22 protein-coding genes are annotated in these 24,618 nt (G+C 72.4%); 13 read left to right on the top strand and 9 right to left on the bottom strand.

Annotated features, from left to right (window positions below):
* Positions 1 to 40 precede the first annotated feature (40 nt).
* Complete coding sequence (locus tag OG344_RS31770; RefSeq protein ID WP_405086247.1) at positions 41 to 1,264, top strand: cation diffusion facilitator family transporter; 1,224 nt, start codon at positions 41 to 43, stop codon at positions 1,262 to 1,264.
* Here OG344_RS31770 and OG344_RS31775 read toward each other — a convergent pair.
* A complete protein-coding gene (locus tag OG344_RS31775) occupies positions 1,189 to 1,701 on the bottom strand; it encodes a sporulation protein (RefSeq protein ID WP_405086248.1) in 513 nt (170 codons plus the stop codon). The two genes, OG344_RS31770 and OG344_RS31775, sit on opposite strands and share 76 nt — an antisense overlap.
* Between OG344_RS31775 and OG344_RS31780 the strand changes: the two genes are divergently transcribed.
* The 3 genes from OG344_RS31780 (at position 1,598) to OG344_RS31790 (ending at position 3,966) form a co-directional block, all read left to right on the top strand.
* Positions 1,598 to 1,921, top strand: a complete 324-nt coding sequence (locus OG344_RS31780) for a YciI family protein (protein ID WP_204285203.1) — start codon at positions 1,598 to 1,600, stop codon at positions 1,919 to 1,921. The genes OG344_RS31775 and OG344_RS31780 overlap by 104 nt on opposite strands.
* 14 nt (positions 1,922 to 1,935) lie before the next feature.
* The gene (locus OG344_RS31785) at positions 1,936 to 3,273 is read left to right on the top strand and encodes an RNA polymerase sigma factor (protein WP_405086249.1); all 1,338 of its coding nucleotides are present in this window, start codon (positions 1,936 to 1,938) and stop codon (positions 3,271 to 3,273) included.
* Between the two features lie 69 nt (positions 3,274 to 3,342).
* Positions 3,343 to 3,966: a maleylpyruvate isomerase family mycothiol-dependent enzyme gene (locus OG344_RS31790; protein ID WP_405086250.1), complete on the top strand. Its 624-nt coding sequence runs from the start codon at positions 3,343 to 3,345 to the stop codon at positions 3,964 to 3,966.
* Here the strand turns inward: OG344_RS31790 and OG344_RS31795 are convergent.
* A complete protein-coding gene (locus OG344_RS31795; RefSeq protein WP_405086251.1) occupies positions 3,956 to 6,208 on the bottom strand; it encodes a hypothetical protein in 2,253 nt (750 codons plus the stop codon). The genes OG344_RS31790 and OG344_RS31795 overlap by 11 nt on opposite strands.
* Positions 6,209 to 6,403: 195 nt before the next feature.
* Here OG344_RS31795 and OG344_RS31800 point away from each other — a divergent pair, with 195 nt between their 5' ends.
* The 4 genes from OG344_RS31800 to OG344_RS31815 all read left to right on the top strand — a co-directional run bounded on the left by OG344_RS31800 (position 6,404) and on the right by OG344_RS31815 (position 10,584).
* Entirely contained in the window at positions 6,404 to 7,696 is a 1,293-nt protein-coding gene (locus tag OG344_RS31800) for an endo-1,4-beta-xylanase (protein ID WP_405086252.1), read from the top strand.
* Positions 7,697 to 7,788: 92 nt separating this feature from the next.
* Positions 7,789 to 8,187 carry a YciI family protein gene (locus OG344_RS31805; protein ID WP_405086253.1) on the top strand — a complete coding sequence of 133 codons (399 nt, stop codon included), beginning with the start codon at positions 7,789 to 7,791 and terminating at the stop codon, positions 8,185 to 8,187.
* Positions 8,184 to 9,437 carry an RNA polymerase sigma factor gene (locus OG344_RS31810; protein WP_405086254.1) on the top strand — a complete coding sequence of 418 codons (1,254 nt, stop codon included), beginning with the start codon at positions 8,184 to 8,186 and terminating at the stop codon, positions 9,435 to 9,437. The genes OG344_RS31805 and OG344_RS31810 overlap by 4 nt, the downstream gene beginning before the upstream one ends.
* A gap of 121 nt (positions 9,438 to 9,558) precedes the next feature.
* Positions 9,559 to 10,584, top strand: a complete 1,026-nt coding sequence (locus OG344_RS31815) for an NAD-dependent epimerase/dehydratase family protein (RefSeq protein WP_405086255.1) — start codon at positions 9,559 to 9,561, stop codon at positions 10,582 to 10,584.
* Between the two features lie 192 nt (positions 10,585 to 10,776).
* Here the strand turns inward: OG344_RS31815 and OG344_RS31820 are convergent, their stop codons facing one another.
* Positions 10,777 to 12,903, bottom strand: a complete 2,127-nt coding sequence (locus OG344_RS31820) for a histidine kinase (protein WP_405086256.1) — start codon at positions 12,901 to 12,903, stop codon at positions 10,777 to 10,779.
* 16 nt (positions 12,904 to 12,919) lie between these two features.
* The gene (locus tag OG344_RS31825; RefSeq protein ID WP_405086257.1) at positions 12,920 to 13,612 is read right to left on the bottom strand and encodes a hypothetical protein; all 693 of its coding nucleotides are present in this window, start codon (positions 13,610 to 13,612) and stop codon (positions 12,920 to 12,922) included.
* Between the two features lie 159 nt (positions 13,613 to 13,771).
* Between OG344_RS31825 and OG344_RS31830 the strand changes: the two genes are divergently transcribed.
* Positions 13,772 to 13,981: a hypothetical protein gene (locus OG344_RS31830; protein WP_405086258.1), complete on the top strand. Its 210-nt coding sequence runs from the start codon at positions 13,772 to 13,774 to the stop codon at positions 13,979 to 13,981.
* Between the two features lie 32 nt (positions 13,982 to 14,013).
* Here OG344_RS31830 and OG344_RS31835 read toward each other — a convergent pair whose 3' ends face one another.
* Together OG344_RS31835 and OG344_RS31840 are read right to left on the bottom strand one after the other, a co-directional pair.
* Complete coding sequence (locus tag OG344_RS31835) at positions 14,014 to 14,679, bottom strand: response regulator (RefSeq protein ID WP_405086259.1); 666 nt, start codon at positions 14,677 to 14,679, stop codon at positions 14,014 to 14,016.
* A complete protein-coding gene (locus OG344_RS31840) occupies positions 14,654 to 15,832 on the bottom strand; it encodes a histidine kinase (RefSeq protein ID WP_327046909.1) in 1,179 nt (392 codons plus the stop codon). The genes OG344_RS31835 and OG344_RS31840 overlap by 26 nt, the downstream gene beginning before the upstream one ends.
* Positions 15,833 to 15,995: 163 nt before the next feature.
* Here OG344_RS31840 and OG344_RS31845 point away from each other — a divergent pair, with 163 nt between their 5' ends.
* Together OG344_RS31845 and OG344_RS31850 are read left to right on the top strand one after the other, a co-directional pair.
* Positions 15,996 to 16,715, top strand: a complete 720-nt coding sequence (locus OG344_RS31845) for an ATP-binding cassette domain-containing protein (RefSeq protein ID WP_405086260.1) — start codon at positions 15,996 to 15,998, stop codon at positions 16,713 to 16,715.
* 29 nt (positions 16,716 to 16,744) lie between these two features.
* On the top strand, positions 16,745 to 17,545 hold the full coding sequence (locus OG344_RS31850) for an ABC transporter permease (RefSeq protein ID WP_405086261.1): 801 nt from the start codon (positions 16,745 to 16,747) through the stop codon (positions 17,543 to 17,545).
* A gap of 79 nt (positions 17,546 to 17,624) precedes the next feature.
* Here the strand turns inward: OG344_RS31850 and OG344_RS31855 are convergent, their stop codons facing one another.
* Complete coding sequence (locus OG344_RS31855) at positions 17,625 to 19,118, bottom strand: AAA family ATPase (protein ID WP_405086262.1); 1,494 nt, start codon at positions 19,116 to 19,118, stop codon at positions 17,625 to 17,627.
* A 194-nt stretch (positions 19,119 to 19,312) separates the two neighbouring features.
* Here OG344_RS31855 and OG344_RS31860 point away from each other — a divergent pair, with 194 nt between their 5' ends.
* Positions 19,313 to 20,875, top strand: a complete 1,563-nt coding sequence (locus OG344_RS31860; protein WP_405086263.1) for a Re/Si-specific NAD(P)(+) transhydrogenase subunit alpha — start codon at positions 19,313 to 19,315, stop codon at positions 20,873 to 20,875.
* A gap of 2 nt (positions 20,876 to 20,877) precedes the next feature.
* Positions 20,878 to 22,284 (top strand): Re/Si-specific NAD(P)(+) transhydrogenase subunit beta, encoded by a 1,407-nt coding sequence (gene pntB, locus OG344_RS31865; protein WP_405086264.1) that lies wholly within the window; start codon positions 20,878 to 20,880, stop codon positions 22,282 to 22,284.
* Between the two features lie 54 nt (positions 22,285 to 22,338).
* On the opposite strand, the gene OG344_RS31870 is transcribed toward pntB, so the two are convergent.
* Entirely contained in the window at positions 22,339 to 22,950 is a 612-nt protein-coding gene (locus OG344_RS31870) for an FMN-binding negative transcriptional regulator (RefSeq protein WP_327046915.1), read from the bottom strand.
* A 35-nt stretch (positions 22,951 to 22,985) separates the two neighbouring features.
* Positions 22,986 to 24,233 carry a hypothetical protein gene (locus tag OG344_RS31875; RefSeq protein WP_405086265.1) on the bottom strand — a complete coding sequence of 416 codons (1,248 nt, stop codon included), beginning with the start codon at positions 24,231 to 24,233 and terminating at the stop codon, positions 22,986 to 22,988.
* Between the last annotated feature and the right edge of the window lie 385 nt (positions 24,234 to 24,618).

Consider the following 24,618-nt stretch of genomic DNA (forward strand, 5'->3'; position numbering starts at 1 on the left):
TCGAGATGCCGCGACGGCTTTTCCGAGGCATGGTTGTGCAATGAGCCAGGAACAGGCCGGTCCTGAGCACGGTCACGGACACGGCAGTGGGCACGGACACGGGCACGGGCACGGACACGGACACGGGCACGGACACGGCAGCGGGCACGGACACGGGCACGGCAGCGGACACGGGCACCGTGGGGGCGGGTTGTGGGAGCGGGTCGCGCACCTGCTGCGGCCGCACTCGCACGAGGCCGCCGACAAGATCGACCCGGCGATGGAGTCCTCCGCCCGGGGCATGCGCGCGCTGTGGGTGTCGCTGGCCGGTCTCGGCGCGACGACTCTGGTGCAGGCGGTGGTCGTGGCGCTGTCGGGGTCGGTGGCGCTGCTCGGCGACACGCTGCACAACGCGGCCGACGCCCTGACCGCCGTGCCGCTCGGGATCGCGTTCCTGCTCGGCCGCCGACCGCCGACCCGCCGCTACACGTACGGCTACGGACGGGCCGAGGACCTCGCCGGCGTGGTCATCGTCCTGACGATCGCCGCCTCCTCGGCCGCCGCCGCGTACGCCGCGATCGTACGGCTCCTGGAGCCGCGGGAGGTCACCCATCTCGGGGCCGTCGCGGCGGCGGCCCTGGTCGGCTTCGCCGGCAACGAACTGGTCGCCCGGCACCGCATCCGGGTCGGCCGGGAGATCGGCTCGGCCGCGCTCGTCGCCGACGGCCTGCACGCCCGCACCGACGGTTTCACCTCACTGGCCGTGCTGGCCGGGGCGGGCGGGGCCGCGCTGGGGTGGACCTGGGCCGACCCCGCCGTGGGCCTGCTGATCACGGTCGCGATCCTGATGGTGCTGCGGCAGGCCGCGCGGGAGGTCTACCGGCGGCTGATGGACGCCGTCGACCCCGCCCTCGTGGACCTCGCCGAGGCGACCCTCCGCCGCACGCCGGGCGTGCTGGACGTCGGCCAGGTGCGGCTGCGCTGGATCGGGCACCGGCTGAGGGCCGAGTGCGAGGTGATCGTCGACGCGGGGTCGACCGTGGTGGAGGCCCACCGGGTCGCGGTCGAGGCCGAGCACAACCTTATCCACACCGTGCCCCGCCTGACCGCCGCGATCGTGCACCCCGACCCGCTGCCGGATGACGGTGTGGACCACCACGCCGTCCTCGACGGCCACCGCCAAGATCAGCGCCAGGATCAGCGCCGCGATCACCGCCGGATCCACCGGCACGAGGACCGGCAGGATCGCCGCCACGACCACCACCCGGCGGGCCACCCCGGCTGACCCGCCGGAGGGTCAGAACCGGCCGCGGTGGCGGGCCATCGAGGCCGTGCCGTCGCGCGGCGACTGCTCCACCGCACCGGGGTGGTCGCCGTACCCACCTGGAACCGGTTGTAGACGTCGTGACCGGAGGTGAGGAAGCCGCCCCTCTTGTCGGCCTCCAGGATCACGTCCATCGAGTGCGGCCCGGCGATGAAGGTCAGCTCGAGCTCGTTGAAGTAGCGCCGCCACTCGGGTCCCGCGTGATAATCGATCTCCTGGTAGAACGGCCGTGTCCGTTCCGGGCCGTCCCGTTCGTCGTACGGACAGGATGGGAGACTCGGAAGAGGAGGACCGATGAAGTACGTGCTGCTGATCTGCGGCGACGAGTCGGCGGCGGAACACGCGGACGACGGCTGCGGCGGGTGGTCGGAGACGATGCTGGAGCGTGGCGTGCTCAAGGGAGGGGCCGGGCTGCGCCCGCCGGACGACGCCACCACGCTGCGGGTGCGTGGCGGCGAGGTGCTGCTGTCGGACGGCCCGTTCGCCGAGACCAAGGAGCAGATCGGCGGGTTCTGCCTGATCGAGTGCGCCGACCTCGACGAGGCGATCGAGATCGCCGCCGCCCACCCCGCCGCGGCGTACGGGACGATCGAGATCCGCCCGCTCGTGTCGCCGTGAGGCGTGCTCCCGCGATGAGACCCGGACCCACACCGCCCGACGCCACACCATCCCGAGCCACAACGCCCGACGTCGCATCGCCCGACGTCGCGACGCCCGGGACCCCGGCGCCCCCGGTCGAGGCCGCCGTCGCCGAGGCGTTCCGGGAGGAGTGGGGACAGCTCGTGGCGACGCTCATCCGCTGGACCGGCGACTGGGACCTGGCCGAGGAGTGCGCGCAGGACGCGTTCGCCCTGGCCCTGCGCGCCTGGCGGCGCGACGGCGTGCCGCGCCGGCCCGGGGCGTGGCTGACCACCGCCGCGCGCAACCGGGCCGTGGACCGGCTGCGCCGCGAGGCGGCCGGCGCCGTCAAGCTGCGGGAGGTCGCGGACGCGATGCGGGAGGACGGCGTGCCGTACGCACCGGAGCCCGGCGACGAGCCGGACGTGCCCGACGACCGGCTGCGGCTGATCTTCACCTGCTGCCACCCGGCGCTCGCACCGGAGGCCCGGGTGACGCTGACCCTGCGGACCCTCGCCGGGCTCACCACCGCCGAGATCGCCCGCGCGTTCCTGGTCGGGGAGCAGGCGATGGCCAAGCGCCTGGCCCGGGCCAAGCAGAAGATCCGGCACGCGGCGATCCCCTACCGGGTGCCGCCGGCGCATCTGCTGCCCGAGCGCCTCCCGGCCGTGCTCGCCGTGCTGTACCTGCTGTTCAACGAGGGCTACTCGGCGACGTCCGGCGCCGGGCCGATGCGGCCCGGCCTCGCCGCCGAGGCGATCCGGCTGGGCCGGGTGCTGGTGCGGCTGATGCCGGACGAGCCCGAGGCGGCGGGCCTGCTCGCGCTCATGCTGCTGCACGACTCCCGCCGCGCCGCCCGCCAGGACGAGGCCGGCGACCTGGTGGTCTTGGAGGAGCAGGACCGCACCCGATGGGACGCCGCGCGGATCGCCGAGGGCGTCGCCCTCCTGGACGGCGCGCTGCTGCGGGGCCGTCCCGGCCCCTACCAGGTTCAGGCGGCCATCGCCGCCTGTCACGCCACCGCCGCCCGCCCGGAGGACACCGACTGGGCCCAGATCGCCATCCTGTACGCGCGGCTCGCGGGGCTGGTCCCGTCTCCCGTGGTCGAGCTCAACCGGGCGGTGGCGGTGGGGATGTCGGCCGGTCCCGCCGCCGGTCTGGCGTTGCTCGACGCGTTGCGGGAGTCGGGCGCGCTGGCTGGCTACCACCTGCTGCCCGCCGCCCGGGCCGACCTCCTGCGCCGCCTGGGCCGTACGGCCGAGGCGGGCGACGCCTACCGGGAGGCGATGGGTCTGGCGGCGACCGGCGCGGAACGCCGTCATCTCGCCCGCCGTCTCGCGGCCCTGGAGTAGGTGTCCGTCCGGGCCGCGCCCGTTCGTCGGTAGGACGTACAGGCATGCGACCGGAAGGACGGCGGACAGATGGGAACGGACATACGGCGGCTGATCGCGGCCGAGCGCCGCGAGCTGGCGGACCTGCTGAGCGGGCTGCCGCCGCGGGCGTGGGACGCGCCGTCGCTGTGCGCGGGCTGGCGGGTGCGGGAGGTCGTGGCGCATCTGACCCTGCCCTACCGCCACTCGGGGCCCCGCGTGCTGGCCGGGCTGGTCGTGGCCCGGGGGAACTTCGACCGGCTGGCCGACCGGCTCGCCCGCCGCGACACCGCCTCGCTGACCGCGGAGCAGCTGACCGCGTGCCTGCGGGACAACGCGGAGCACCCGTGGCGGCCCCCGGGCGGCGGCTTCGAGGGGGCGCTGTCGCACGACGTGATCCACGGGATGGACATCACCGTGGCCCTCGGGATCGACCGGCCGATTCCCGGCGAACGGCTGCGCGTGCTGCTCGACGGCGCGCTGTCGCCGAGAGCCCGCCGTTACTTCGGCGTCGATCTCGACGGGATCGAGCTGCGGGCCGACGACGTGGACTGGTCGTTCGGGTCGGGCACCCCGCTCACCGGCGCGGCGCAGGACCTGGTCCTGGTGCTGTCCGGCCGCAGGCTGCCCGAGGGACGGCTGCGCGGCGAGCCCAGCGCCCGTTTCACCCGCTGAGCCCTGTATTACCCGCTGAGCGGTGGGGTCGGCGGTTCTCGCCGGGGTGACGGTGCAGGTGGGCGAGGCGGTCCTGGAGCCTTTCATGCCGGAACCGGTACACCGGCCCCACCTGGCGGAGCAGCCCGACCCGATGGGCGTCCTCCAGGAGGGTCATCAGCCGGAGCGGGGCACGGCGCCGGGCCCGGAGCATGGCGACGGCCACGAGGTAGGTCGAGCTGGCGCCGGTGAACCCGAAGGTCAGGGTGAACACGACACCACCGGCGAGGCCGAAGGCGATCCCGGCCTCGGCGCCGCGCAGCAGCCCGGAGAACCCGTCCACCAGTGTGCCGGCGACGCCGAAGGCGAGGCCGAGCGCGGTGCCGAACGTGAGGGACCGGCCGTACACGAGCCGGAGATCCCGCCGGAGCGTGGTCACCGGTCCCTGCGGCCGGTCGTTCGTCAGGGGGGTCGTCACCCACTTGTTCAGCCCAAGGGTGACGCCGCCGATGACTCCCACGACGAGCCCGTAGAGCACCAGGCCGCCGACCTCGGAGGACATCCCCGCGACCCGCCACAGGGCGAACGCCGCGACCATGCCGACCGGGAGCACCGTCACCAGCCCGAGCGCCACCTGCCCAGCGAGACCGGTGACGTCGCCCCGCCAGCGCAGGTTCGCGTACGCCGGCTCCAGCGAGTAGCCCTTGAGGCGTTCCAGGATGATCCCGCCGGTGAGCCCGCCCACGAGGCCGCCCACCGGCCCACCGGCGAGGCCGAACAGCAGGGCGTCGCGCAGGCTGCCCGCGTGCGGGCTGCGCAGCGCGACGACGGCGTCGCTGACCAGTCCCACGGTCGTCCCGACCGTCAGGCCGACGGACACGCCGCCGATCAGGATGCTCGTACGCCGCGGCACCGACCGGTGGAGGTGCCACCAGCGGAAGTCCCTGCTGCCGGTCTCGGACATGTGGTGCGCGACGAAGGCCAGCCGGCCGCGGGCCTCCTCCGGGTCCCATGACCGCTGCGGGCGGAACGGATGGTCGTGTTCGTGCCGCTCGTCGGGGTCGTCGTCCGGCGGGGCGGCCGAGAACGTCGCCTGGACGAGGTTGTCGAGCAGATGCTCGGTGACGGCGTCCGCCGTGTCGAAGCGTCCGGGGTCGCACAGCGGCGCCGGGTTGGCGCGGGTCTCGATGTAGACCTTGTACAGCAGCCACACGACCAGCGGCGTGGAGAGGGCCTCGGCCAGCGGGCCGTCCGGCTCGCCCTTCAGCGTGGCCAGCAACTCGGTCCAGTCGGCCCGCTGGCCGGGCGCGAGCCGGTCGAGGAGGTAGGAGATGACATCCGCGCTCTTCACCGCCCTGGGCTCGATGACGGCCGCGCCGGCCAGCGGCGCGCCGCCGCCCGCGCCCACGGCGGCCAGGTACTCCGACGTACGGCAGGTGAGGATGAGCGCCTCGACGGCCGCCGCGTCGTTCAGGGCGTCGATCACCTTGGACCGCACCGGGCGCGGCAGTTCGTCGAGGCCGTCGAGGACGGGCAGGATCCGCCGGTACGTCACGAGGCCGCGCGCCGCGTCGGGGCCGAATCCGGACGCGCGCAGCGCCGGGTAGTTCTCCCGCAACCGCCTGGCCAGCCAGCGGTGGACGGGCTCGGCCGACGGGTCCCACCCGGACATCGACAGCAGCACGGGCACCGGGTCGCCCTCCCGGTGCTCCTTCAGCAGTTCGCTGAGCAGCAGGACGGCCAGCGTGGTCTTGCCCATGCCGACCGCACCGATGATCACCAGCCGGCGCCGCGCGAGCTTGCGGAACCGTCCGGCCATCTCGGGCATCCGGTCGGTGCGCCCGTCGAACCGCACCTTGCCGAGGCCGAACCAGGAGCGCAGCAGTCGCTCCCCGTCGATCCGCTCGTCATGGTCCATCACGTCGAGGCCGGAGATCTTCCAGCGGACGGGCAGCCGGACGGGCCGGTCGAGCTCGCGCATGACGATCTCCTCGCGCCACTGCTCCCGCACCAGCACCCGCAGCGTCCGCTCGGCGCGGTCGATCTGCTCGACCGTGCTCGTCCCGCCCGGCTGCCGCTGCCTCCAGCTGCTGATCAAGGGCGGGACCAGGGCGAACACGGCGAGAGCCACGCTCGCGAGCTGGGCCCAGTTGGCCGCGGCGGTGGAGTCGGAGAGTTTCGTCAGGCCGTAGCCGAGGCCGCCGACGGCGGCCAGCCCCGCGGAGGGAAGGGCGGCGCGCCGCCACCCTGCCGGGACTCTCATGCGCTCATGGTGACAGCGCATGGACTTTCTGGCGATAGCCCGCTGTGCGTTCCGGCCGATGCCTGCACCTTTCAGGCAGCCTGGGCCTTTCCGGAGACAAGCGATACTGTGCTGTAGATCATGAGACCCCTCCGGCCGGAGCGTGGAGGCTCTCGGAGAGGGTCCTCCGCCCCGCGCACTCCCTGGAGGCCGCCCATGTCGTCGCGCTCCGCCTTCGACCCCTCCGGCTTCGACCCCTCCTCCTCCGACCTCGACCCGCTGATCAGGAAGCACCGCACCGCGGACGCCACGCTGACCGTGACGGCGCAGGGCGCGCCGCTGGCCGGTCAGGAGGTGGTCGTCGCGCAGCGGCGGCACAAGTTCCTCTTCGGCTGCATCGGCGTCGACTTCATCCCGCTGGCGAACGGCGAGCCCCCCGCGCCGGACCAGCCGGCCGCCACCGGTTCACAGGAGGTCGCCGACCTGTGGCTCGACGTGTTCAACTTCGCCACGCTGCCCTTCTACTGGAGATGGTTCGAGCCCGAACGCGGCCGTCCGGACACCGAGCGGATACTCACCGCGGCGCGGTGGTTCGCCGACCGGGGGTGCGTGGTGAAGGGGCACCCGCTGGCCTGGCACACGGAGACGGCCGACTGGCTGATGGACCTGCCGAACGCCGAGATCGCCAAGGCGCAGGCGGACCGCATCCGGCGCGAGGTGACCGAGTTCGCCGGCGTGATCGACATGTGGGACGTTGTCAACGAGGTCGTGATCATGCCGATCTTCGACAAGTACGACAACGGCATCACCCGGATCTGCCGCGAGATGGGCCGCATCCCGATGGTCCGGATGGTCTTCGACGCGGCCCGCGAGGCCAACCCCCACGCCACGCTGCTGCTCAACGACTTCGACATGTCCGCGGCGTACGAGTGCCTGATCGAGGGCGTGCTGGAGGCGGGCGTCCAGATCGACGTGCTCGGCCTGCAGAGCCACATGCACCAGGGCTACTGGGGCGAGGCGAAGACGCTCGCCACCATCGACCGCTTCGCGCGGTACGGCCTGCCCATCCACTTCACCGAGACGACGATCGTCTCCGGCCACATCATGCCGGAGGAGATCGTCGACCTGAACGACTACCAGATCCCCGAGTGGCCGACGACCCCCGAGGGTGAGGCCCGCCAGGCCGACGAGGTCGTGCGCCACTACAAGACGCTGCTGTCGCACCCGTCGGTCGAGGCGATGACCTACTGGGGACTGTCGGACGGCGGCTGGCTCGGCGCGCCGGGCGGCTTCGTCCGGGTCGACGGCACGCCCAAGCCGTCGTACGAGGCGCTGCGCTCGCTCGTCAAGGACGAGTGGTGGCTGCCGCCCACGACGATGGTCACCGACGACGACGGCCGGGTGCGCTTCACCGGCTTCCTCGGCGAGTACGAGGTGTCGGCAGCCGAGCGGACGGCTGTGTTCTCCCTGGACGAGCCGGGCACGGGCACCGCCGAGGTGAATCTCTGAGGCCTTCTCCGCGAGGATGTCGAGAACCGGCGGCCCTGCTTCTACCTGAGGGTGGAAGCCCCCGCCGGGGGCGCGGACAGGAGGAACACGCGATGAAGTACATGCTGCTGATGCAGTTCGGCCCGCAGAGCGGCATCCCCTCGATGGACACCTGGTCCCCGGAGGACGTCACGGCGCACATCCGGTTCATGCAGGACGTGGAGCGCGAACTCGTCGAGTCCGGCGAACTGGTGGACGCCCAGGGGCTCGCGATGCCCGGCCAGACGCGGATCGTGCGGGCCGGCCAGGGCGGCGTCCCGGTCATCAGCGACGGCCCGTTCCCGGAGACCAAGGAGTTCCTGATCGGCTACTGGATCGTCGACTGCGAGGGGCCGGATCGGGCGTACGAGCTGGCCGCGCACATCTCGGCCGCGCCCGGCCTGGGCGGCGAGCCGCTTCGCATGCCGATCGAGGTGCGCCAGGTCATGTCGGCCCCGCCGCAGGAGCTGTGAGCACCACGCCACCCTCGCTCGACGACCTGCTGCGCCCGCTGGCGCCGCAGGTCGTCGGCGTGCTCACCCGCAGGTACGGTGACTTCGACGCGGCCGAGGACGCGGTTCAGGAGGCGATGCTCGACGCCCTCGCGCAGTGGCCGGCCGAGGGCGTCCCGGCCAGCCCGAGGGGCTGGCTGATCCAGGTCGCGTACCGGCGGATGATCGAGCAGATACGCAGTGAGCAGGCGCGCCGCCGGCGCGAGGAACTGGTGGCCGCGCGCATGCCCGCGGATTACTGGACCCGCCCTCCGGTGGACAGGGTGCACGAGGCGGACGGGGACGACACACTGATCACCCTGTTCCTGAGCTGCCATCCCACGCTGACGCCCGCGTCGGCGATCCCCCTCACGCTCCGGGCCGTCGGCGGGCTGACCACCGCCGAGATCGGGAGGGCGTTCATGGTGCCGGAGGCGACGATGGCCCAGCGGATCAGCCGGGCCAAGCAGCGCATCCGGTCGTCGGGTGTGCCCTTCCGCGCTCCGGGGCCGGAGGAGCGTGCGGCGAGTCTCGCCTCCGTGCTGCACGTGCTCTACCTGATCTTCAGCGAGGGGTACGCCAGCAGCGGGGGTCCCGGTCTGCAGCGCGTGGAGCTGTCCCGCGAGGCCATCCGGCTGACCAGGACCCTGCACGCGCTGCTGCCCGGCGACGGCGAGGTGGCCGGGCTGCTCGCGCTCGTGCTGCTCACCGACGCCCGCCGGAACGCCAGGACCGACGCCGACGGCATGCCCGTCCCGCTCGCCGAGCAGGACCGGAGCCGGTGGGACGGCGCGGCGGTCGCCGAGGGCGTCGCGCTGCTGACCGCCGCGCTGGCCGGAGGCGCGGCCGGGCCATACCAGATCCAGGCGGCGATCGCCGCGCTCCACGACGAGGCGGTGACGGCCGAGGAGACCGACTGGCCGCAGATCCTCGCGCTGTACGGCCTGCTGGAGCGTCTGTCACCCAACCCGGTGGTCACGCTCAACCGGGCGGTGGCCCTGGCCATGGTCCGGGGGCCCGCCGCCGGCCTCGCCCTGCTCGGCACGCTGGCGGACGGCCCGCTGACCGGACATCACCGCCTGCTCGCCACCCGCGCCCACCTGCTGGAGATGGCCGGCGACCACGCCGCCGCGATCGACGCCTACCGGGCGGCGGCGGGCCGTACGGCCAGCGTCCCCGAGCGCGACCACCTCGTCATGCGCGCCGCCCGCCTCGCGGCGGCACGTTCTTGACGTGGGACGACGACGCGCTCTAGGTTGCCGCCGAAACCGACAGTTTCGCATTTGTGTCGAAAATTTCCAGACGGCCGCCACCCCGGACGGCCCGTCCGTCGCCCTACGATTCGGAGTGCGTGTGAAGGTCCTCTATATCGGCGGTACGGGAACGATCAGCTCGGCCTGCGTGGCCGAGTCAGTACGCCGGGGGCTCGACGTCCACGTGCTCAACCGGGGCCGCACCACCCGCCGCCCCCTCCCGGACGGGGTCACGACGCTGACCGCCGACGTCCGGGACGGCGACGCGCTGCGCCGGGCCCTGGCCGGCCGGACGTACGACTGCGTCGTCGGCTTCCTCGACTACGGCGCCGAGGACGCCGCCGCGACGGTGGACCTGCTGGACGGCCGGATTGGCCAGTACGTCCACATCGGCAGCGCCTCCGTCTACCACAAGCCTGTGCGGCGGGCGCCGTTCACGGAGTCGACCGCCCGGCGCAACCCCTACCTGGCGTACGCCCGGGGCAAGATCGCGGCCGAGGACGTCCTGCGGCGCGCGTACGAGGAGCGTGGCTTCCCCGTCACGATCGTCCGCCCGTCGCACACGTACGACGACGCGCATCCCCCGCTGCCCGGCGAGTGGACGGCGTGGGACCGGGTCGCGCGCGGCGACGAGATCGTGGTGCCCGGCGACGGCACCAGTCTGTGGACGCTGACGCACGCCGACGACTTCGCCGTCGGCCTCGTGGGCCTAATCGGCAACTGGCAGGCGATCGGCGAGGACTTCCACATCACCTCTGACGAGGCGCTGCCCTGGAACGAGATCTACGAGGTCGTCGCGCGCACGGCCGGGACCACGGCCCGGCTCCTCCACCTGCCCTCGGAGTTCCTGCCGGTCATCGCGCCGGACTGGTTCTGGTCCGACCTCGTCGTCGGCGACCTGGCGCACACCGCGCTGTTCGACACCACGAAGATCAGGCGGTTCGTCCCGTCGTTCCGGCCGGTCGTCACCTGGGCGGAAGGGGCCAGGCGGCTGCACGCCTGGCGATCCGCCCGTCCTGACGAGACCCGGCCGGACGCCGGGACCGACGCGGTGCTGGCCCGCCTCGCCGAAGGCCACCGGCTCGCCGCCGCGGCCGTGGCACGGCTGGCGCCCGCCCGGGGATGACGGCGTACGACGGGAGGACGCCCAGGATGACGCCCCTTTCTCGCAGGGAGGACTCTCCCGCGCAGGTCGGCCACGTGCCGCTGCTGTTCGCGAGGCCGAGCCGCTGCTCGACGAGGCCCGCGATCGCGGCGTCGCCTTCGTCAACGCCGCGACCTACGAGGGCGGGATGCACCGCGTGCACTTGCCGCGCGTTCAACCCGGAAGAGCCGGAGACCCGGGCTGCGGCGGTGACGAACCCAGCCCGGCGTCGCGCGCCCGCGCCACGGCCGCCGCTCGGTCAGCGACGTGCAGTTTGGCGAAGATGTTCGACACATTGTTGCGCACCGTCTTCTCGGTCACTCGGATGCGCATCGCGATCGTCCTGTTGTTCGCGCCTGTGGCCATGAGCGCGAGGATGTCGCGTTCGCGGCTGGTGAGGTTGGGGAAGGGCGTGACGGTGGTGCCGCTGCCGACCGCGAAGAGCTGGGTCAGGCGCGAGGCGATCGCGGAACCGAAGATCACCTCACCTGCCGAGACGACGAGGATCGAGCGCAGGATGGTCTCGGGTTCGGCGCCCTTGAGGACATAACCCCCCAGCTCGTCGAGGATCGGAGGCCGCAAGTCATAGACGAGGCGCCGGATGTCGTCGACCGCCGACTCGGTGGCTTCGCGAAGCCTCACCAGCAGTTCCGCGATGGACCCGTCCGGCGGCGTCGCCCGGCGTACTGTGTCGACGCCCAGCGCGATGCCGGCGAGCGTGGGGCCGAGACCGTCATGCAGGTCGCGGCGCAGCCGCCGCCTCTCCTCTTCACGCGTCGTCACCAGCCGCTGCCGCGAGGACTGCAGCGCCTGGGTCAGCACTACTGCTCGGGCCGCCACGGCTACCTGCTTCGTCAAGTCCGCCAGCAGCCGTCGTTCGTCCGCCGAAAAGTCGCCGTCGCTGCGGGTCTGCAACATCAGATGCCCGATCGTCTCGCCGGCGAAGGGCAGCGGCAGTGCCTCCGTCTCGCCGGGCACCGCGCGCCCGTGACGGCACAGCACCTCGCCGCCCACTTCGATCGCCACGTACGGGAGTCGAAGAGCCTCGGCAACCGTACGAACGGCGGCCGGGAGGATGTCCTCGGGCACCCCGGCCGCGTCCAGCCGGTCGCCGAGTCGGGCGAACGCGGCCGCCGGATCGTCTCGAAACCCGTAAACAAGCTGGTTGATCCGGCGTTGCACCAGGTCACGCAGCGGCAACACTGCCAGGGCGGCCATCACCGCGGCGACGACCTGCGGCACGAGACCGCCGAAGAACAGGCCGAGTGAAACGACCACGATGAGGCAGACCGCGACGAGCGCCAAGCTCAGAAACCCGTACACCAGTGCCCGATTGAGCACCGCACGGGTGTTGAACAGTCCGTGCCTCGCGATGCCGATCCACGCCGCGGCTCCAAGCGCGATCGCCGCGCAGTTCTCCAGGACTGCGATGGGCGCGGTGTCTCCGGAGGTGAATCCCGCGATCACACACGCGATGTAGGAGACGGGCACGACGAAGGAAACCCGAGCGGCGGTACGCAGGGCAGGTGTGTACGGGCCGGTGTCGCGCCGGGCGAAGCGCCACAGCGAGATACACGCCAGCAGGCTGAGCGGTCCGACGAGGAGGATGCTGATCACCAGCGCGTCGGCGCCCGGCACCCCGATGGGGTTGTAGAGCCCTGGCACGTCAATCGATTCCAGCGAGAGCAGCGCCCACACCAGAAGCACGAGAAGCTCGACGGCGAAGACTCGCCCGAGCACACGCCGGCGCCGTGTGTCCAGGCGGCGGTCGGGGAAGAGCAGGATCCCGAAGGTCGCCATCAGGGGCACGCTGAGAAGAGCAAACGGAATCTGCGCCAGGTAAATCCACGACGCGGCGTCGATCCTGCCGACCTGCGCCCCGACATCGGCGGCGGCATTGAGCGCGGACGCGATCGGCGCCGCCGTGCCGGAGATGAGGAAGATCCAGCCGGTCCGGCTGTGCGGCTGTGTTCGCAGTATCGCCGCGCCGACGAAAGCGACCGCCAGGTACACCACTGCGGTTACCGAAATCAGGATGGACAGCCAGCTCAGGTGACCGGTGCCGATCAATGCCACGCCTACCGCAGCGAAGAGCACGGCCAGCGTCACCGTGGCCGAGACGACGAGTCTGAGCTTCGAAGCCATCAGCGTCGATTGTCCGCTAAGGGCGGGTCGCCGGGAAGTGTCTTGGAGCGTTCGTGTACCGCTGGGCGAGGCGGTGACACGACCTGTGATCAGGCCGAGGCCGGCCTGATCGCGGGTGTTGTGCGCCTCGGTGGAGGTGGCTTCGTCGGGGGTCATCACGCCACCGCGGGGGCTACGCCGCCACACCGGCGACGGGCTCGGCTGCGGCGACGCCTTCGCCCGCCGGTAGGTCCCACTGCTCGTTCGGAGTGCGCAGGATCTTGGCTGCGACGGCCACGGCGCTGACCAGCAGGAGCACGCTGGAGATCGCGTCGATGACCGGGCTGATCGCGTGTCCGACGACGTGCCCGACCGGATAGGCGATGAACAGCGCGGCGACCCAGGGCGCGACCGCACGTGAGCGCCACAGCCCGACGCCAAGCACGATCATGCCGATCGCGTGTCCGAGGACGAAGATGCCCATGAGAGCGCCGTAAACCGGATCGCCGTTCATCTTGTCGATCAACGCCGCCGCGCCTGTCTGGTCGGCGAGCTTGGAGCCCTGATAGAGCGCGATCTGTCCCGCGCCAATGCTCATGAAGCCGGCGAGCCAGCCGAGCGCCGACAGTCCACCGCCGACGAAGGCCAGGCTCGGCGCACCCCGGCGTACCAACCGGGCGGCATAGATCACCGCGGGGACCATCAAGATCACGGGAAGGAGGACGATGTTCGACAGCATCGCGAGAGCGGAGTGGTTCGCGTAGTCCTGGAGCTGAGCCGCGATCGGGGCGTCGTCGTCGGTGATCTCGATCGGGATGGCGAGGGCCAATGATCCGACGATCAGTGAGACTGCGCCCGCGACGCGGGAAGCGGTGCGAATGTCCATGGTCTGTCTCCTGTGGACTAAGAGCGTGACTATGTCGTTGTCGCTCTCACAGTCGTCGCCCCCGGTCCCGGGCAGCAGAGCTTGAGGTCCCGGTGCATGCGGGATTGTTTCCTCTCCGCCGCGGACGGTACGGCGCGTGGTGATCAGCAGATTTCCGGCATGCCGATCGGCGCGGCGCTGCTGTTCGCCTTGATCGGCCTCGTCGCCGCCATCCGTGACCGTCCCATGGGTCTTGTCCCGCTGACCGGGCTCGCACTGCTCGAGGTGGCCCTGCTCGTCCAGACCGTCATAGCGATCACGCGGCTGCCGGGGACGGAGATGGCCACCTTCATCGGTCGTGTCGCGGCGCTAAGCCCAGGGAGTGTCTGATAAATGCTGTCCGCGGGCCGTCCGGCCCGGGACTATTCGGCGAAGGTGTCCGGCAGGAGGCCCGCGTCACGCACCTTCATCGCGACCTGCACGCGGTTGCCGGCGCCGAGCTTGGCGAAGATCCTGGTGATGTTCGCCTTCACGGTGGCGACGCTCATGTAGAGGCGCTCGGCGATCTCGGTGTTGGAGCCGCCCCGCGCGATCTCTATCGCGACCTCCAGTTCCCGCTCGGTGAGCCTGCCGAGTTCCGTGCTCGCCTGCGGACGGGCCGGTTCCCGTCCGGCGGTGGCCGCGGCGATCACCTGCCTGGCGACGCTCGGGGACAGCGCGGGCTCGCCCTTCGCGACGGCGCGGACCGCCTCGATCATCCGGGGTGGCGGGGTGTCCTTCAGCAGGAAACCGTCCGCGCCGAGCCGCAGCGCCCGCAGCACCATCTCGTCGGCGTCGAACGTGGTGAGCACGAGGATCCGCGGCGGCTCCGGCCAGGCGCGCAGCATCTCGGTGGTGGTCAGCCCGTCCTGGCCGGGCATCCGGATGTCCAGCAGCACAAGATCGGGGCGCAGGTCGCGGATCACCTCCATGGCCCGCCGCCCGTCCTCCGCCTCGCCGACGATGTCCAGGTCGGGTTCCCCGCCGAGGATGAGGCGCAGGCCGGTCCGCACCATCGGGTCGTCATCCACCAGCACCAGTCGGGTCACGATCCGCAGTCTCCCATGGCAATCGGACATCGAGGATGAAACAGCCATCCCGAATCGTGTGGCTGAGGGTTCCGCCGGCCATCCGGGTCCGTTCCGCCAAACCCACCAGACCCAGCCTGCCGCCGGGCCCGGGGGACGAGCCGGGCCCTGCCGGGTTCGTCACCCGGATCCGCAGGCCCTCCCCCGGCCGGCCGCCGAGTTCCGCGGTGACCAGGCTGCCCGGCGCGTGCTTGCGCGCGTTGGTGAGGGCCTCCTGCACGATCCGGTACGCGTGCCGGCCCGTCGGCGCGGGAAGCCGGTCCCGGCCGTCGACGCTGTCGTCCACCTCCACCCGCTGACCGGCGGCGCGGACCTCGCCGAACAGCGCGTCCAGGTGATCCAGGCCCGGCTGCGGCGCCTCCAGCGCGCCGTCGTCGCGGAGCGTGCCCAGCACCGTGCGCAACTCGTTGAGCGACTGGTGCGCGTTCTCCTGGATGGCCAGCGCGGCCTCGCGCGTCTGCTCGGGAGTGAGGTCCGTCCGGTACGCCAGTCCCCCGGCCAGCATCGCCAGCAGGGAGATCCGGTGCGCGAGCACGTCGTGCATCTCCTGCGCGATCTTGACGCGCTCCGCCAGCCGCGCCCGCTCGATCCGCTGCCGCTGCTCGCGCTCGGCGGCCAGCGCCCGCTCCCGCAGCGAAAGCTCCAGGTCGCGGCGTCCGCGCAGGTAGAGACCGAAGATCGTGAGCGCGCCGAGGATCGTCACCCCCGACACCGTGGAGACGTACGTGGCCTGGGTGACCCCGTCCTGGACGGCGCCGGCCAGCAGGCACAGCACCGACACGACCGCGACGGGGATCGTCCGGCTCCACCGGCGATGGGTCACCAGCGACACGTACGCGACCAGCGCGGGACCGGTCGCCGTGGCGGAGACGGCGGTCAGCAGGACGGTCGCCACCGCGATCTGCCACGGCCACCGGCGCCGCCACCCCATCAGGACCAGACCGAGGACGCCCAGCCCCACGTCGATCAGCGCCTGGGCGAGGCGGCTCCCGTCCTGCGCGACGAGCCAGGCCAGCACCACCCCGTGGAACAGCATGGGCACCGCGGCGCACAGGTAGCGCAGCGCGACGCCCCGCCTGTCCAGGGGCGGCTGGTACTCCGGTCGGACACGCACAGCCCCACAGCCTAGAGACCGCGCTGACCTGCTCTTAGCGACCTGGGTCCACCTGTGGGCAGCCGAAGGTATCGATCGCCGAGGTGGAAGTGCCACCCAAAGTCCGGCGCCGGCGGCCTCCGGTCTGATGCGGCGGCCTACCGGCCCGCGATGAACTGGCACCGTGATCGAGTTCAGGCACGTCAGCAAGGACTACGGCACGGTGAAGGCGCTTGACGACGTGTCCTTCACCGTCGAGCCCGGGAGCGTCACCGGCTTCCTCGGCCCCAACGGCGCCGGGAAGTCGACGGCCCTGCGCATCCTGGTCGGGCTCGCCCGCCCCTCCTCGGGCACGGCGACCGTCTTGGGCCGCCCGTACGCCGAGATGGCCTGTCCGGGGCTGCGGGTCGGCACGCTGCTCGACGCCGGGGCCCGGCACCCGGGCCGCACCGGCCGGGAGGTGCTGACGCTCGGCGCGCTCACCCTCGGTCTGCCGCGCGCACGGGTCGGCGAGGTGCTCGGCCTGGTGGGGCTGACGGAGCAGGAGAGCAGGCGCAGGGTCGGCGGCTACTCACTCGGGATGCGGCAGCGGCTCGGGATCGCGCACGCGCTCCTCGGCCGTCCGGAGGCGTTCGTCCTGGACGAGCCCGTCAACGGTCTCGATCCGCAGGGCATCCACTGGATGCGCCGCCTGCTGCGCGACCTCGCCGGCGCCCGGTGCGCGGTGCTGCTCAGCTCACACCTGCTGCACGAGGTGGAGCAGGTGGCGGACCACATCGTCGTGATCGGCCGGGGCCGCGTGCTCGCCCGGGGCACGGCCGCCGAACTCGGCCGGGGCGGCGGCCTCGAACGGACCTTCCTCGAACTGACCGCGACCACCGCCCGCAAGGTGCCCCCTAAATGACCCACGGCCCGGTTACGGAGGACCGCAGGATGACCACCCGCACACACGGCCCCGAAGGCCCGCGCGACGCGGTCGCGGAGGACGGCACGACCACCGAGGGCACGCCCATCCCCTTTCGCAGGCTGCTGCGGGTCGAGACCCGCAAGCTCGCCGACACCCGCAGCGGGAAGATCATCACGGTGCTCCTGGTCGCGCTGGTGATCGCGTCCGTCGCCGCACGCGCCACCGTGGCCGGCCCGGAACCGCAGAGGCTGATCTTCACTGCCGGGATCGCCCTCGGCACCCTGCTCCCGGTGCTCGGCATCCTCACGATGACCGGCGAGTGGACGCACCGCACCGCGTTGACCACCTTCGTGCTCGAACCACGGCGTCATCGCGTCCTCGCGGCCAAGTGCGTGCCGCCTCTGGTCGCGACGGTGGCGCTCTCGCTGCTGGCCATGCTGGTCGCAATGCCGGTGACGGCCGTCGCGGCGGGCGTCCGGAACGTGCCCGCCGCCTGGGAGGTCGATCCCGCCGCGCTGCTCGGCTGGACCGGGGCGAACGTCCTGGTCACCGCGATGGGCCTCGCCCTCGGCGCCCTGCTCCTGAACGCGCCGGCCGCGATCGTGATCTGTCTGTCGGCTCCGATGCTGTGGAGCGCGGCCGCCCGGCTCGGCCCGGTCGGCGCGGCCCTCGCCGGATGGCTCGACCTCGGCACCACGTCCGCGCCTCTCATGACCGGCGACCTGACCTGGAGCGACGGCGCCCGGCTCGCGGCGTCCGCCGCACTGTGGATCGTCGTCCCGATGACCGCCGGCCTGATCCGCCTGCTCCGCAAGGAGGTGACGTGACCGGCGGCCTTCTCACGGGTGGCCCGGCCGGCGCCCGAGGCCGGAGGCGCGGGCGGCATGGGCGTGGGTGCCGCCGCCGTCAGGACCCGTCGAAACCGAGGCGGAGCCTCGAAACGTAGGAACCGGCCACCGGGCCTCCACCGGTGATCGACGGAAACGCCACCGCCTCCTCGTCGTCGTCCGGGCTCCGCTCCCCCGCGCCGATCAAAGACCTGGTCAGCGCCTCGCGCTCGCCCAGCATCTCCTCCATCGCCTGCCCGACGTGCTCGTCCGTGAGCACGGGTGCCCCGTCTCCGCCGCGCAGCGCGGACAGCACGGCCCGGCGCAGCAGTTCCTTGAAGAACGACGCGGTGGCGCCCTCGGTTCTCGCGACGACCGGTTCCAAGTCGGCCTCCAGCCGCAGGTCACGGGCGTACAGGCGCAACAGGGCGGCCCGGCCCGCCGCGTCGGGTCTGGGAATCTCCACGGCGAGGTCCACCCTGCCCGGACGGTCGGCCAGCGCCCGCTCCAGCACGTCCGCGCGGTTCGTAGTGAGCACGAACGTGATGTCCGCGTCCGCCCCCACGCCGTCCATGGCGTCCAGCAGGGCGAACAGCAGCGGGTTGCCGTCCTCGGTGAAGGAGCGGTCGCGGGCCACCAGGTCCACGTCCTCCAGCACGACGATCGCCGGTTGCAGCCGCCGGGCGAGACCGGCCGCCTGCGCGACGAAGCGGATCGCGGCGCCCGTCATCACGATGACGGTGCAGCCGGTCATCCGGCCCATGAGGTAGCGGACCGTGTGCGTCTTGCCGGTGCCGGGCGGGCCGTGCAGCAGCAGGCCGCGCTTGAGGTGCTGCCCGTGCGCGCGCAGCCGGTCGGCCTGCTCGGCGATGCCGACGATGTGCCGTTCGATCGTGCCGAGCACGCCTTCGGGCAGGATCACCTGCTCGGCGTCGAGGTCGGGCCGGGGCAGGAAGGTGACGAGGTCGTTGCCCCGGTGTTCGCTCCACTGGAACGACAGGACCTGCCCTCGGTAGACGTCGTCGGCGCGCATGAGACGTTCGACCTCGTCGCGGGTGGCGGTCGCGCTCGTCCGGTCGGGGGCGAGCACGACGAGCCGGCAGTCCGGCCCCGCGTGCTCGTGGGGGCCACGCAGGCTCAGCACGACCGGAACGCCCTCCGGAGACCGGGTCAGGACCAGGCCGAGCGAGACGACCTCCGTGGTCCGGTCGGGCCCGGTCGCCGCCGTCGCGTAGTCGACCGCGCCCGGCTCGAACCGCTCCCAGCCGCGGGCGGCGGCGGCGAGCATGTCGACGAGCTCGGTGTGCTCACGCCCCGGGCCGATGACGCCCGCCCACTCGGCGCCGGGGCTGTACGCCGCCAGGTACGCGTCCGTGCCGCGCTGCAGGTTGACGTGTTCCCAGCTGGGGAAGCTCTCGGCGACGTTCACCACGTGCCGCAGGTCGCACCCGAGGTGCCCGGTGACCCGCGCCACGAGCTCGGGAGGCTCCCGGCCCTCGTCGATGCTCCGGCGGGCCTCGTGGAGAAGGTCGCTCAGCGCCCGAGCCAGGTGCTCGGCGTCGGTGAGATCCATGCCGTCCACAGTGACAGGCTTCGCGGCATTTCACCGGTGATTATCGATGACGGAACTACTGCGGCGATGCCTTGATCCCAAAGGGGGAAACTGGGGACACTTCCTCCGTACGTCGCATCACACCGCATTCGCCCCTTCATGGCTGTCCGGCCGGCCACCCGGCGACCCGCGTGACAGGAAGGACCATTGCCGCGATGAGTCATCCAGCTCAGCGCCTGGGCGTCGTCGCCGAATCGGCGCCGGGTGAGACCCGGGTGGCGGCCACCCCGGCCACCCTCCCGCAACTGCTCTCACTCGGCTACGAAGTGATCGTCGAATCGGGCGCCGGCGAGAGGTCGGGCTTCACCGACGACGCGTACGTCCGGGCGGGCGCGCGGATCGGCGGCCGGGAGGAGACGTGGGGCGCCGGCGTTGTGCTGAAGGTGAACGCCCCGGCGGAGGAGGAGATCGTGGCGCTGCCCGACGGCGCGACGCTCGTCTCCCTGATCGGCCCGGCGGCGAACCCGGGCCTGCTGGACTCGCTCGCGCGGCGGCCGGTGACCGTGCTGGCGATGGACGCCGTGCCGCGCATCTCCCGCGCGCAGTCGCTCGACGTGCTGAGCTCGATGGCGAACATCGCCGGGTATCGCGCGGTGATCGAGGCGGCGCACGCGTTCGGGCGGTTCTTCACCGGCCAGGTGACCGCGGCCGGGAAGATCCCGCCGGCGAAGGTCCTCGTGGCAGGGGCGGGCGTGGCAGGGCTGGCGGCGACGGCCACGGCGGTCAGCCTGGGAGCGATCGTGCGGGCCACCGACCCCCGGCCCGAGGTGGCCGAACAGGTGCGGTCGCTCGGCGCGGAGTTCCTCGACGTCGGGGTCGCCCAGCGGTCGGGCGCGGACGGGTACGCCAGGGAGACCTCGCAGGACTACGACCTGCGTGCCGCCGAGATGTACGCCGAGCAGGCCGCGGACGTGGACATCGTCGTCACCACGGCGCTCATCCCCGGGCGGCCCGCCCCCACGCTGCTCACGGCTGAGCACGTGGCGCTGATGCGCCCGGGCAGCGTCATCGTGGACATGGCCGCCGCGCAGGGTGGGAACGTCGCCGGCACCCGGGCCGGTGAGGTGGTCGTCACCGGCAACGGCGTGACGATCATCGGATACACCGACCTCGCCGGGCGGCTCCCCGCGCAGTCCTCGCAGCTGTACGGCACCAACCTCGTGAACCTGATGAAGCTGCTCACGCCGGACCAGGACGGCCACCTGAGACTGGACTTCGACGACCCCGTGCAGCGGGCGATGACCGTCGTCCGCGACGGCGAGAAGACCTGGCCGCCCCCGCCGATCGCGGTCAGCGCGGCCCCCGCCGCACCCGCCGCACCCGCCGCGGCCCCGGCGGCGCCTCCGGCGCCCGCGGTGACGCCGTCCCCCCCGCCGGGCCGGCGACGGCACCTGCTCGTCGCCGCCGTCGCCGTCGCGCTGTTCCTGCTGACCGCCCTCTCGCCGAACGCGCTGATCGAGCACCTCACCGTCTTCGTCCTGTCGATCGTGATCGGCTACTACGTCATCGGGAACGTCCACCACGCGCTGCACACGCCGCTGATGTCGATCACCAACGCCGTCTCCGGGATCATCGTCGTCGGCGCCCTGCTGCAGATCGGACAGGGGGGCGGGGTGGTCACCGCCCTGGCGTTCGTCGCGATCCTGCTGGCGAGCATCAACATCTTCGGCGGCTTCGCCGTGACCCGGCGCATGCTCGGCATGTTCACGAGGAGCTGACCGTGACCCTCACCACCGCCGCGCAGGCCGCCTACATCGTCGCGGCCCTGCTGTTCATCCTCAGCCTCGCCGGCCTGTCCAGGCACGAGACCGCGCGCTCCGGTGTCGTGTCCGGCGTCGCCGGCATGGTCGTCGCCCTCGCCGCGACGGTCGCCCTCGCCGCGGACGGCGGCCACACCCTCGCGGTCGCCCTGCTCGTGGCCGCGATGGCGATCGGCGCCGCCGTCGGGCTCTGGCGGGCCCGGGTCGTCGAGATGACCGCCATGCCGGAACTGATCGCCATCCTGCACAGCTTCGTCGGCCTCGCCGCCGTCCTGGTGGGGTGGAACGGCTTCCTCCAGGTCGAGGAGGGCGGCGCGGCGCGGCCGGAGGCCGCCGGCTCGCTCCTGGGCATCCATCACGCCGAGGTGTCTGTCGGGGTGTTCATCGGGGCGCTGACCTTCACCGGGTCGGTCGTCGCGTTCCTCAAGCTGTCGGCCCGGATCGACGCCAGGCCCATGACCCTGCCCGGCAAGAACCACCTGAACCTGGGCGCGCTCGCCGCGTTCGCGGTCCTGACCGTGCTCTTCGTGGCCTCCCCCAGCCTCGGGTTGCTCGTCGCGCTGACCGTGGTGGCGCTGTCGCTCGGCTGGCACCTCGTCGCCTCCATCGGCGGCGGCGACATGCCCGTCGTGGTCTCCATGCTCAACAGCTACTCCGGCTGGGCGGCCGCGGCGTCCGGCTTCCTGCTCGACAACAACCTTCTGATCGTCACCGGCGCGCTGGTGGGCTCGTCCGGCGCCTACCTGTCGTACATCATGTGCCAGGCGATGAACCGCTCGTTCCTGTCGGTGATCGCCGGGGGCTTCGGCGTCGAGGCGGGGCATGCCGTCGAGGCCGACTACGGGGAGCACCAGGAGATCACGGCCGGCGACACCGCCGAACTGCTCAAGGACGCCAAGTCGGTGGTCATCGCTCCCGGGTACGGCATGGCGGTCGCCCAGGCGCAGTATCCCGTGGCCGAGCTCACCCGGAGGCTCCGCGACCGCGGGGTGGAGGTCCGTTTCGGCATCCATCCCGTCGCCGGCCGCCTGCCGGGCCACATGAACGTCCTGCTCGCCGAGGCCAAGGTGCCGTACGACGTGGTGCTGGAGATGGACGAGATCAACGACGACTTCGCCGGGACGTCCGTCGTCCTGGTCATCGGCGCCAACGACACCGTCAACCCGGCGGCCGTCGACGACCCCGGCAGCCCCATCGCCGGGATGCCCGTCCTGCGCGTGTGGGAGGCCGACCGGGTCGTCGTCTTCAAACGGTCGATGGCCACCGGCTACGCGGGCGTGCAGAACCCCCTGTTCTTCCGCGACAACGCCCGGATGCTCTTCGGCGACGCCCGGCAGCGTGTCGAGGAGATCGTCGCCGCGCTCTGACCGCCGGATCGCCCCAGCCCGCCATCCCGCTGACCGCCGGGTCGCGCCGGCCGGTCAGCCCAGCCGGCGTAGGAGGTGACCTCGGGCGGCCTCGTCCCCGGGGCCGCCGCGCTCCGCGAGCCGTTCGGCGACGTACCGGCGGTGGGCCTCGTCCACGTTCCCGCCGTACTTGAACTTGCCGTCGATCTTCTGGATCGAGAGCCGCAGGCCGCGGATCCCGGGCAGGGACCTGCGGTGCTCCGCGGGATCGGCGAGCCCGTGGTCGAGCCGGGCGAGCTGGGCGCGGAGGATCTCCGCCTTGCCCTCGGCGTCGTCGACGATCTCCGCGTGGCAGACCAGCTGCACGGCGGCGTAGTAGGTGGTCGGGATGCCGAGCCGGGGGTCCTCACCGGTGCCCGGCAGCGCCTTCCACGCACCCCTGACGTACGCCCAGTCTCCGGCCAGGGACAGCAGGACCGCAGGGTTCTCCGCGATCGCGGCCCAGACGGGGTTGGGCCGGGCCAGATGCAGCAGGACCGTCGAGGCGTCGGCGAGGAGAAACTGGGTCGGCACGACGACCGGAACGTCGCGGCCGCGTCCCGACGCGACGAGGTGGCCGAACTCACTCGCCCGGACGAAGGCCAGCGCCTCCTCCTCCGACGCGGCGTCCCACGGGTGGATCAGCATCCTCCCACTTTAGGTCGAATCCGCCCGGGCGGTGGTCAGCCGGTCCAGGAGCTGTTCATGAAGGAGATGACCATCGGCACCGTGAGCGGCCCGATCACCGTGGCGTAGAGGATGATCACCCATCGGCGCCGGGCGGCCGTGCGGCCGACGAGCACCCACAGCGGCCACCACAGCAGCGCTCCCCGGGGCATCGACATGTAGAACGTCGACGTGGTCAGCACGGCCACCTGGAGCCCGACGTAGACGAACTCGGCCCAGCGGCGGGTGACCAGGAGCCAGACGAGCAGGAGAAGCCCCACGATCGCCACCGCGAGCTCCAGGCGGAACATCGGCCCGAACGTGGCGTCTCCGGTCATGTCCCAGGTCGAGCGGAACGACTCCCAGGGCCAGACCATCCGACGGCCCCAGCCGGCCTCCTGGGCGTGGATCCAGGCCAGCCAGTCGCCCGTACGGGAGTGCTGGTAGACGGAGTAGGCGGCGATCGGCGCGAACGGCAGCAGCAGCCAGGGCGCGTCCCGCCAGCCGGTCCAGCCGTCCCTGCGGATCCTGCTGACGACGAACTCCGTCACCAGCGCCGCGGCCAGGAACAGGCCGGTCACCCGTACGCAGGACGCCCCGGCGGCCAGTGCGCAGGCCACCGGCCACCGGCGGCGCCGTACGGCCAGCCAGGCGGGCAGCGCGAAGGCGAGGAAGAGCGCCTCGGAATAACCGGCGAACAGGAAGACGGCGGGCGGGCACAGCAACAGGGCCAGCACCGCCCAGCGCCCGGCGCCGACGGGCCTTTCCAGGTCGGCGAGCTTGGCCAGCGCCACCATCGCCACCGCGCCGGCCACGAACGAGATGATCAGTCCGGCCAGGGTCCAGTCCTGGACCACCAGGTGGACCAGGCGAAGCGCCAGCGGCAGGCCGGGGAAGAAGGCCGGCAGCCCGGGGTCGGGGTCCTGGCTCGGGTCGCCGCCGTAGCCGAACTCCGCGATCTCCCGGAACAGGTCGACGTCCCAGTAGTGCCACCGCTCCAGCAGCGGGGCCCGGTTGGTGCCGGAGACGGCCAGGATGCCGTAGACCGCCATGAGGATGATCCCGGCCCTGGTCCCGACCCACAGCAGCAGCGCGTCGCGGACCGTGGCGTTCCGCTCCGCCGCCTCGGCGGAGGCGCCCTCCGGCGGAGGACTCTCGTCGCCGCGCCCGGGCTCCTCCGCGTCCGGCCCGCGCTCCTCCGGGTCCGTCCCGGCCCGCTCCCCGTGCTCCGGGTCGCGGCCGGTCTCCTGGACAGAAGCCGTCACGTGCCGCCCCTCCACTCGCACCTGCCGGCACCGCCGTGCGTGCGCGGTGGCCGTACGTCCTTCCGCCTCCGGCGGAGTCTGCCGCCGGACCGGTCGTGCTCCGCGCGGCCGCGGGCGCGCCGGGGGTCCTGCCGCACCGGGGGCCGTACGGGCGAGCGCGGACGCGCCCATGATCGGAGATGATGTCAAGGTCCGCAGGCCGCGCGCCAGTCCGAATCCGCACGAAAGCCACTTCCCGCGCCTTCCATGTCCGGTGGCCACCGCTGACGTCGGGGTTCGCTCCCTCGCCGTACGGGCCGGCCGGTGCCCGGCCTGAAAATTCCATCGCCGGAGATCGCGGGCCGGTTCGGCGCCCGCGGCCGGACCGGCCGGATGAACACTCCGC

This window comes from Microbispora sp. NBC_01389 (assembly GCF_045040095.1).
In the GTDB taxonomy this organism is placed as follows: domain Bacteria; phylum Actinomycetota; class Actinomycetes; order Streptosporangiales; family Streptosporangiaceae; genus Microbispora.

What these genes read in the sequence shown, in the direction of transcription:
- OG344_RS31800 (WP_405086252.1), top strand. Translation starts at nt 6,404, where the DNA reads ATGTCGTCGCGCTCCGCCTTCGACCCCTCCGGCTTCGACCCCTCCTCC.
- OG344_RS31790 (WP_405086250.1), top strand. Translation starts at nt 3,343, where the DNA reads ATGGGAACGGACATACGGCGGCTGATCGCGGCCGAGCGCCGCGAGCTG.
- OG344_RS31850 (WP_405086261.1), top strand. Translation starts at nt 16,745, where the DNA reads ATGACCACCCGCACACACGGCCCCGAAGGCCCGCGCGACGCGGTCGCG.
- OG344_RS31830 (WP_405086258.1), top strand. Translation starts at nt 13,772, where the DNA reads ATGCCGATCGGCGCGGCGCTGCTGTTCGCCTTGATCGGCCTCGTCGCC.
- OG344_RS31805 (WP_405086253.1), top strand. Translation starts at nt 7,789, where the DNA reads ATGAAGTACATGCTGCTGATGCAGTTCGGCCCGCAGAGCGGCATCCCC.
- OG344_RS31825 (WP_405086257.1), bottom strand. Translation starts at nt 13,612, where the DNA reads ATGGACATTCGCACCGCTTCCCGCGTCGCGGGCGCAGTCTCACTGATC.
- OG344_RS31860 (WP_405086263.1), top strand. Translation starts at nt 19,313, where the DNA reads ATGAGTCATCCAGCTCAGCGCCTGGGCGTCGTCGCCGAATCGGCGCCG.
- OG344_RS31770 (WP_405086247.1), top strand. Translation starts at nt 41, where the DNA reads ATGAGCCAGGAACAGGCCGGTCCTGAGCACGGTCACGGACACGGCAGT.
- OG344_RS31855 (WP_405086262.1), bottom strand. Translation starts at nt 19,118, where the DNA reads ATGGATCTCACCGACGCCGAGCACCTGGCTCGGGCGCTGAGCGACCTT.
- OG344_RS31870 (WP_327046915.1), bottom strand. Translation starts at nt 22,950, where the DNA reads ATGCTGATCCACCCGTGGGACGCCGCGTCGGAGGAGGAGGCGCTGGCC.
- OG344_RS31820 (WP_405086256.1), bottom strand. Translation starts at nt 12,903, where the DNA reads ATGACCCCCGACGAAGCCACCTCCACCGAGGCGCACAACACCCGCGAT.
- OG344_RS31795 (WP_405086251.1), bottom strand. Translation starts at nt 6,208, where the DNA reads ATGAGAGTCCCGGCAGGGTGGCGGCGCGCCGCCCTTCCCTCCGCGGGG.
- OG344_RS31785 (WP_405086249.1), top strand. Translation starts at nt 1,936, where the DNA reads ATGAGACCCGGACCCACACCGCCCGACGCCACACCATCCCGAGCCACA.
- OG344_RS31780 (WP_204285203.1), top strand. Translation starts at nt 1,598, where the DNA reads ATGAAGTACGTGCTGCTGATCTGCGGCGACGAGTCGGCGGCGGAACAC.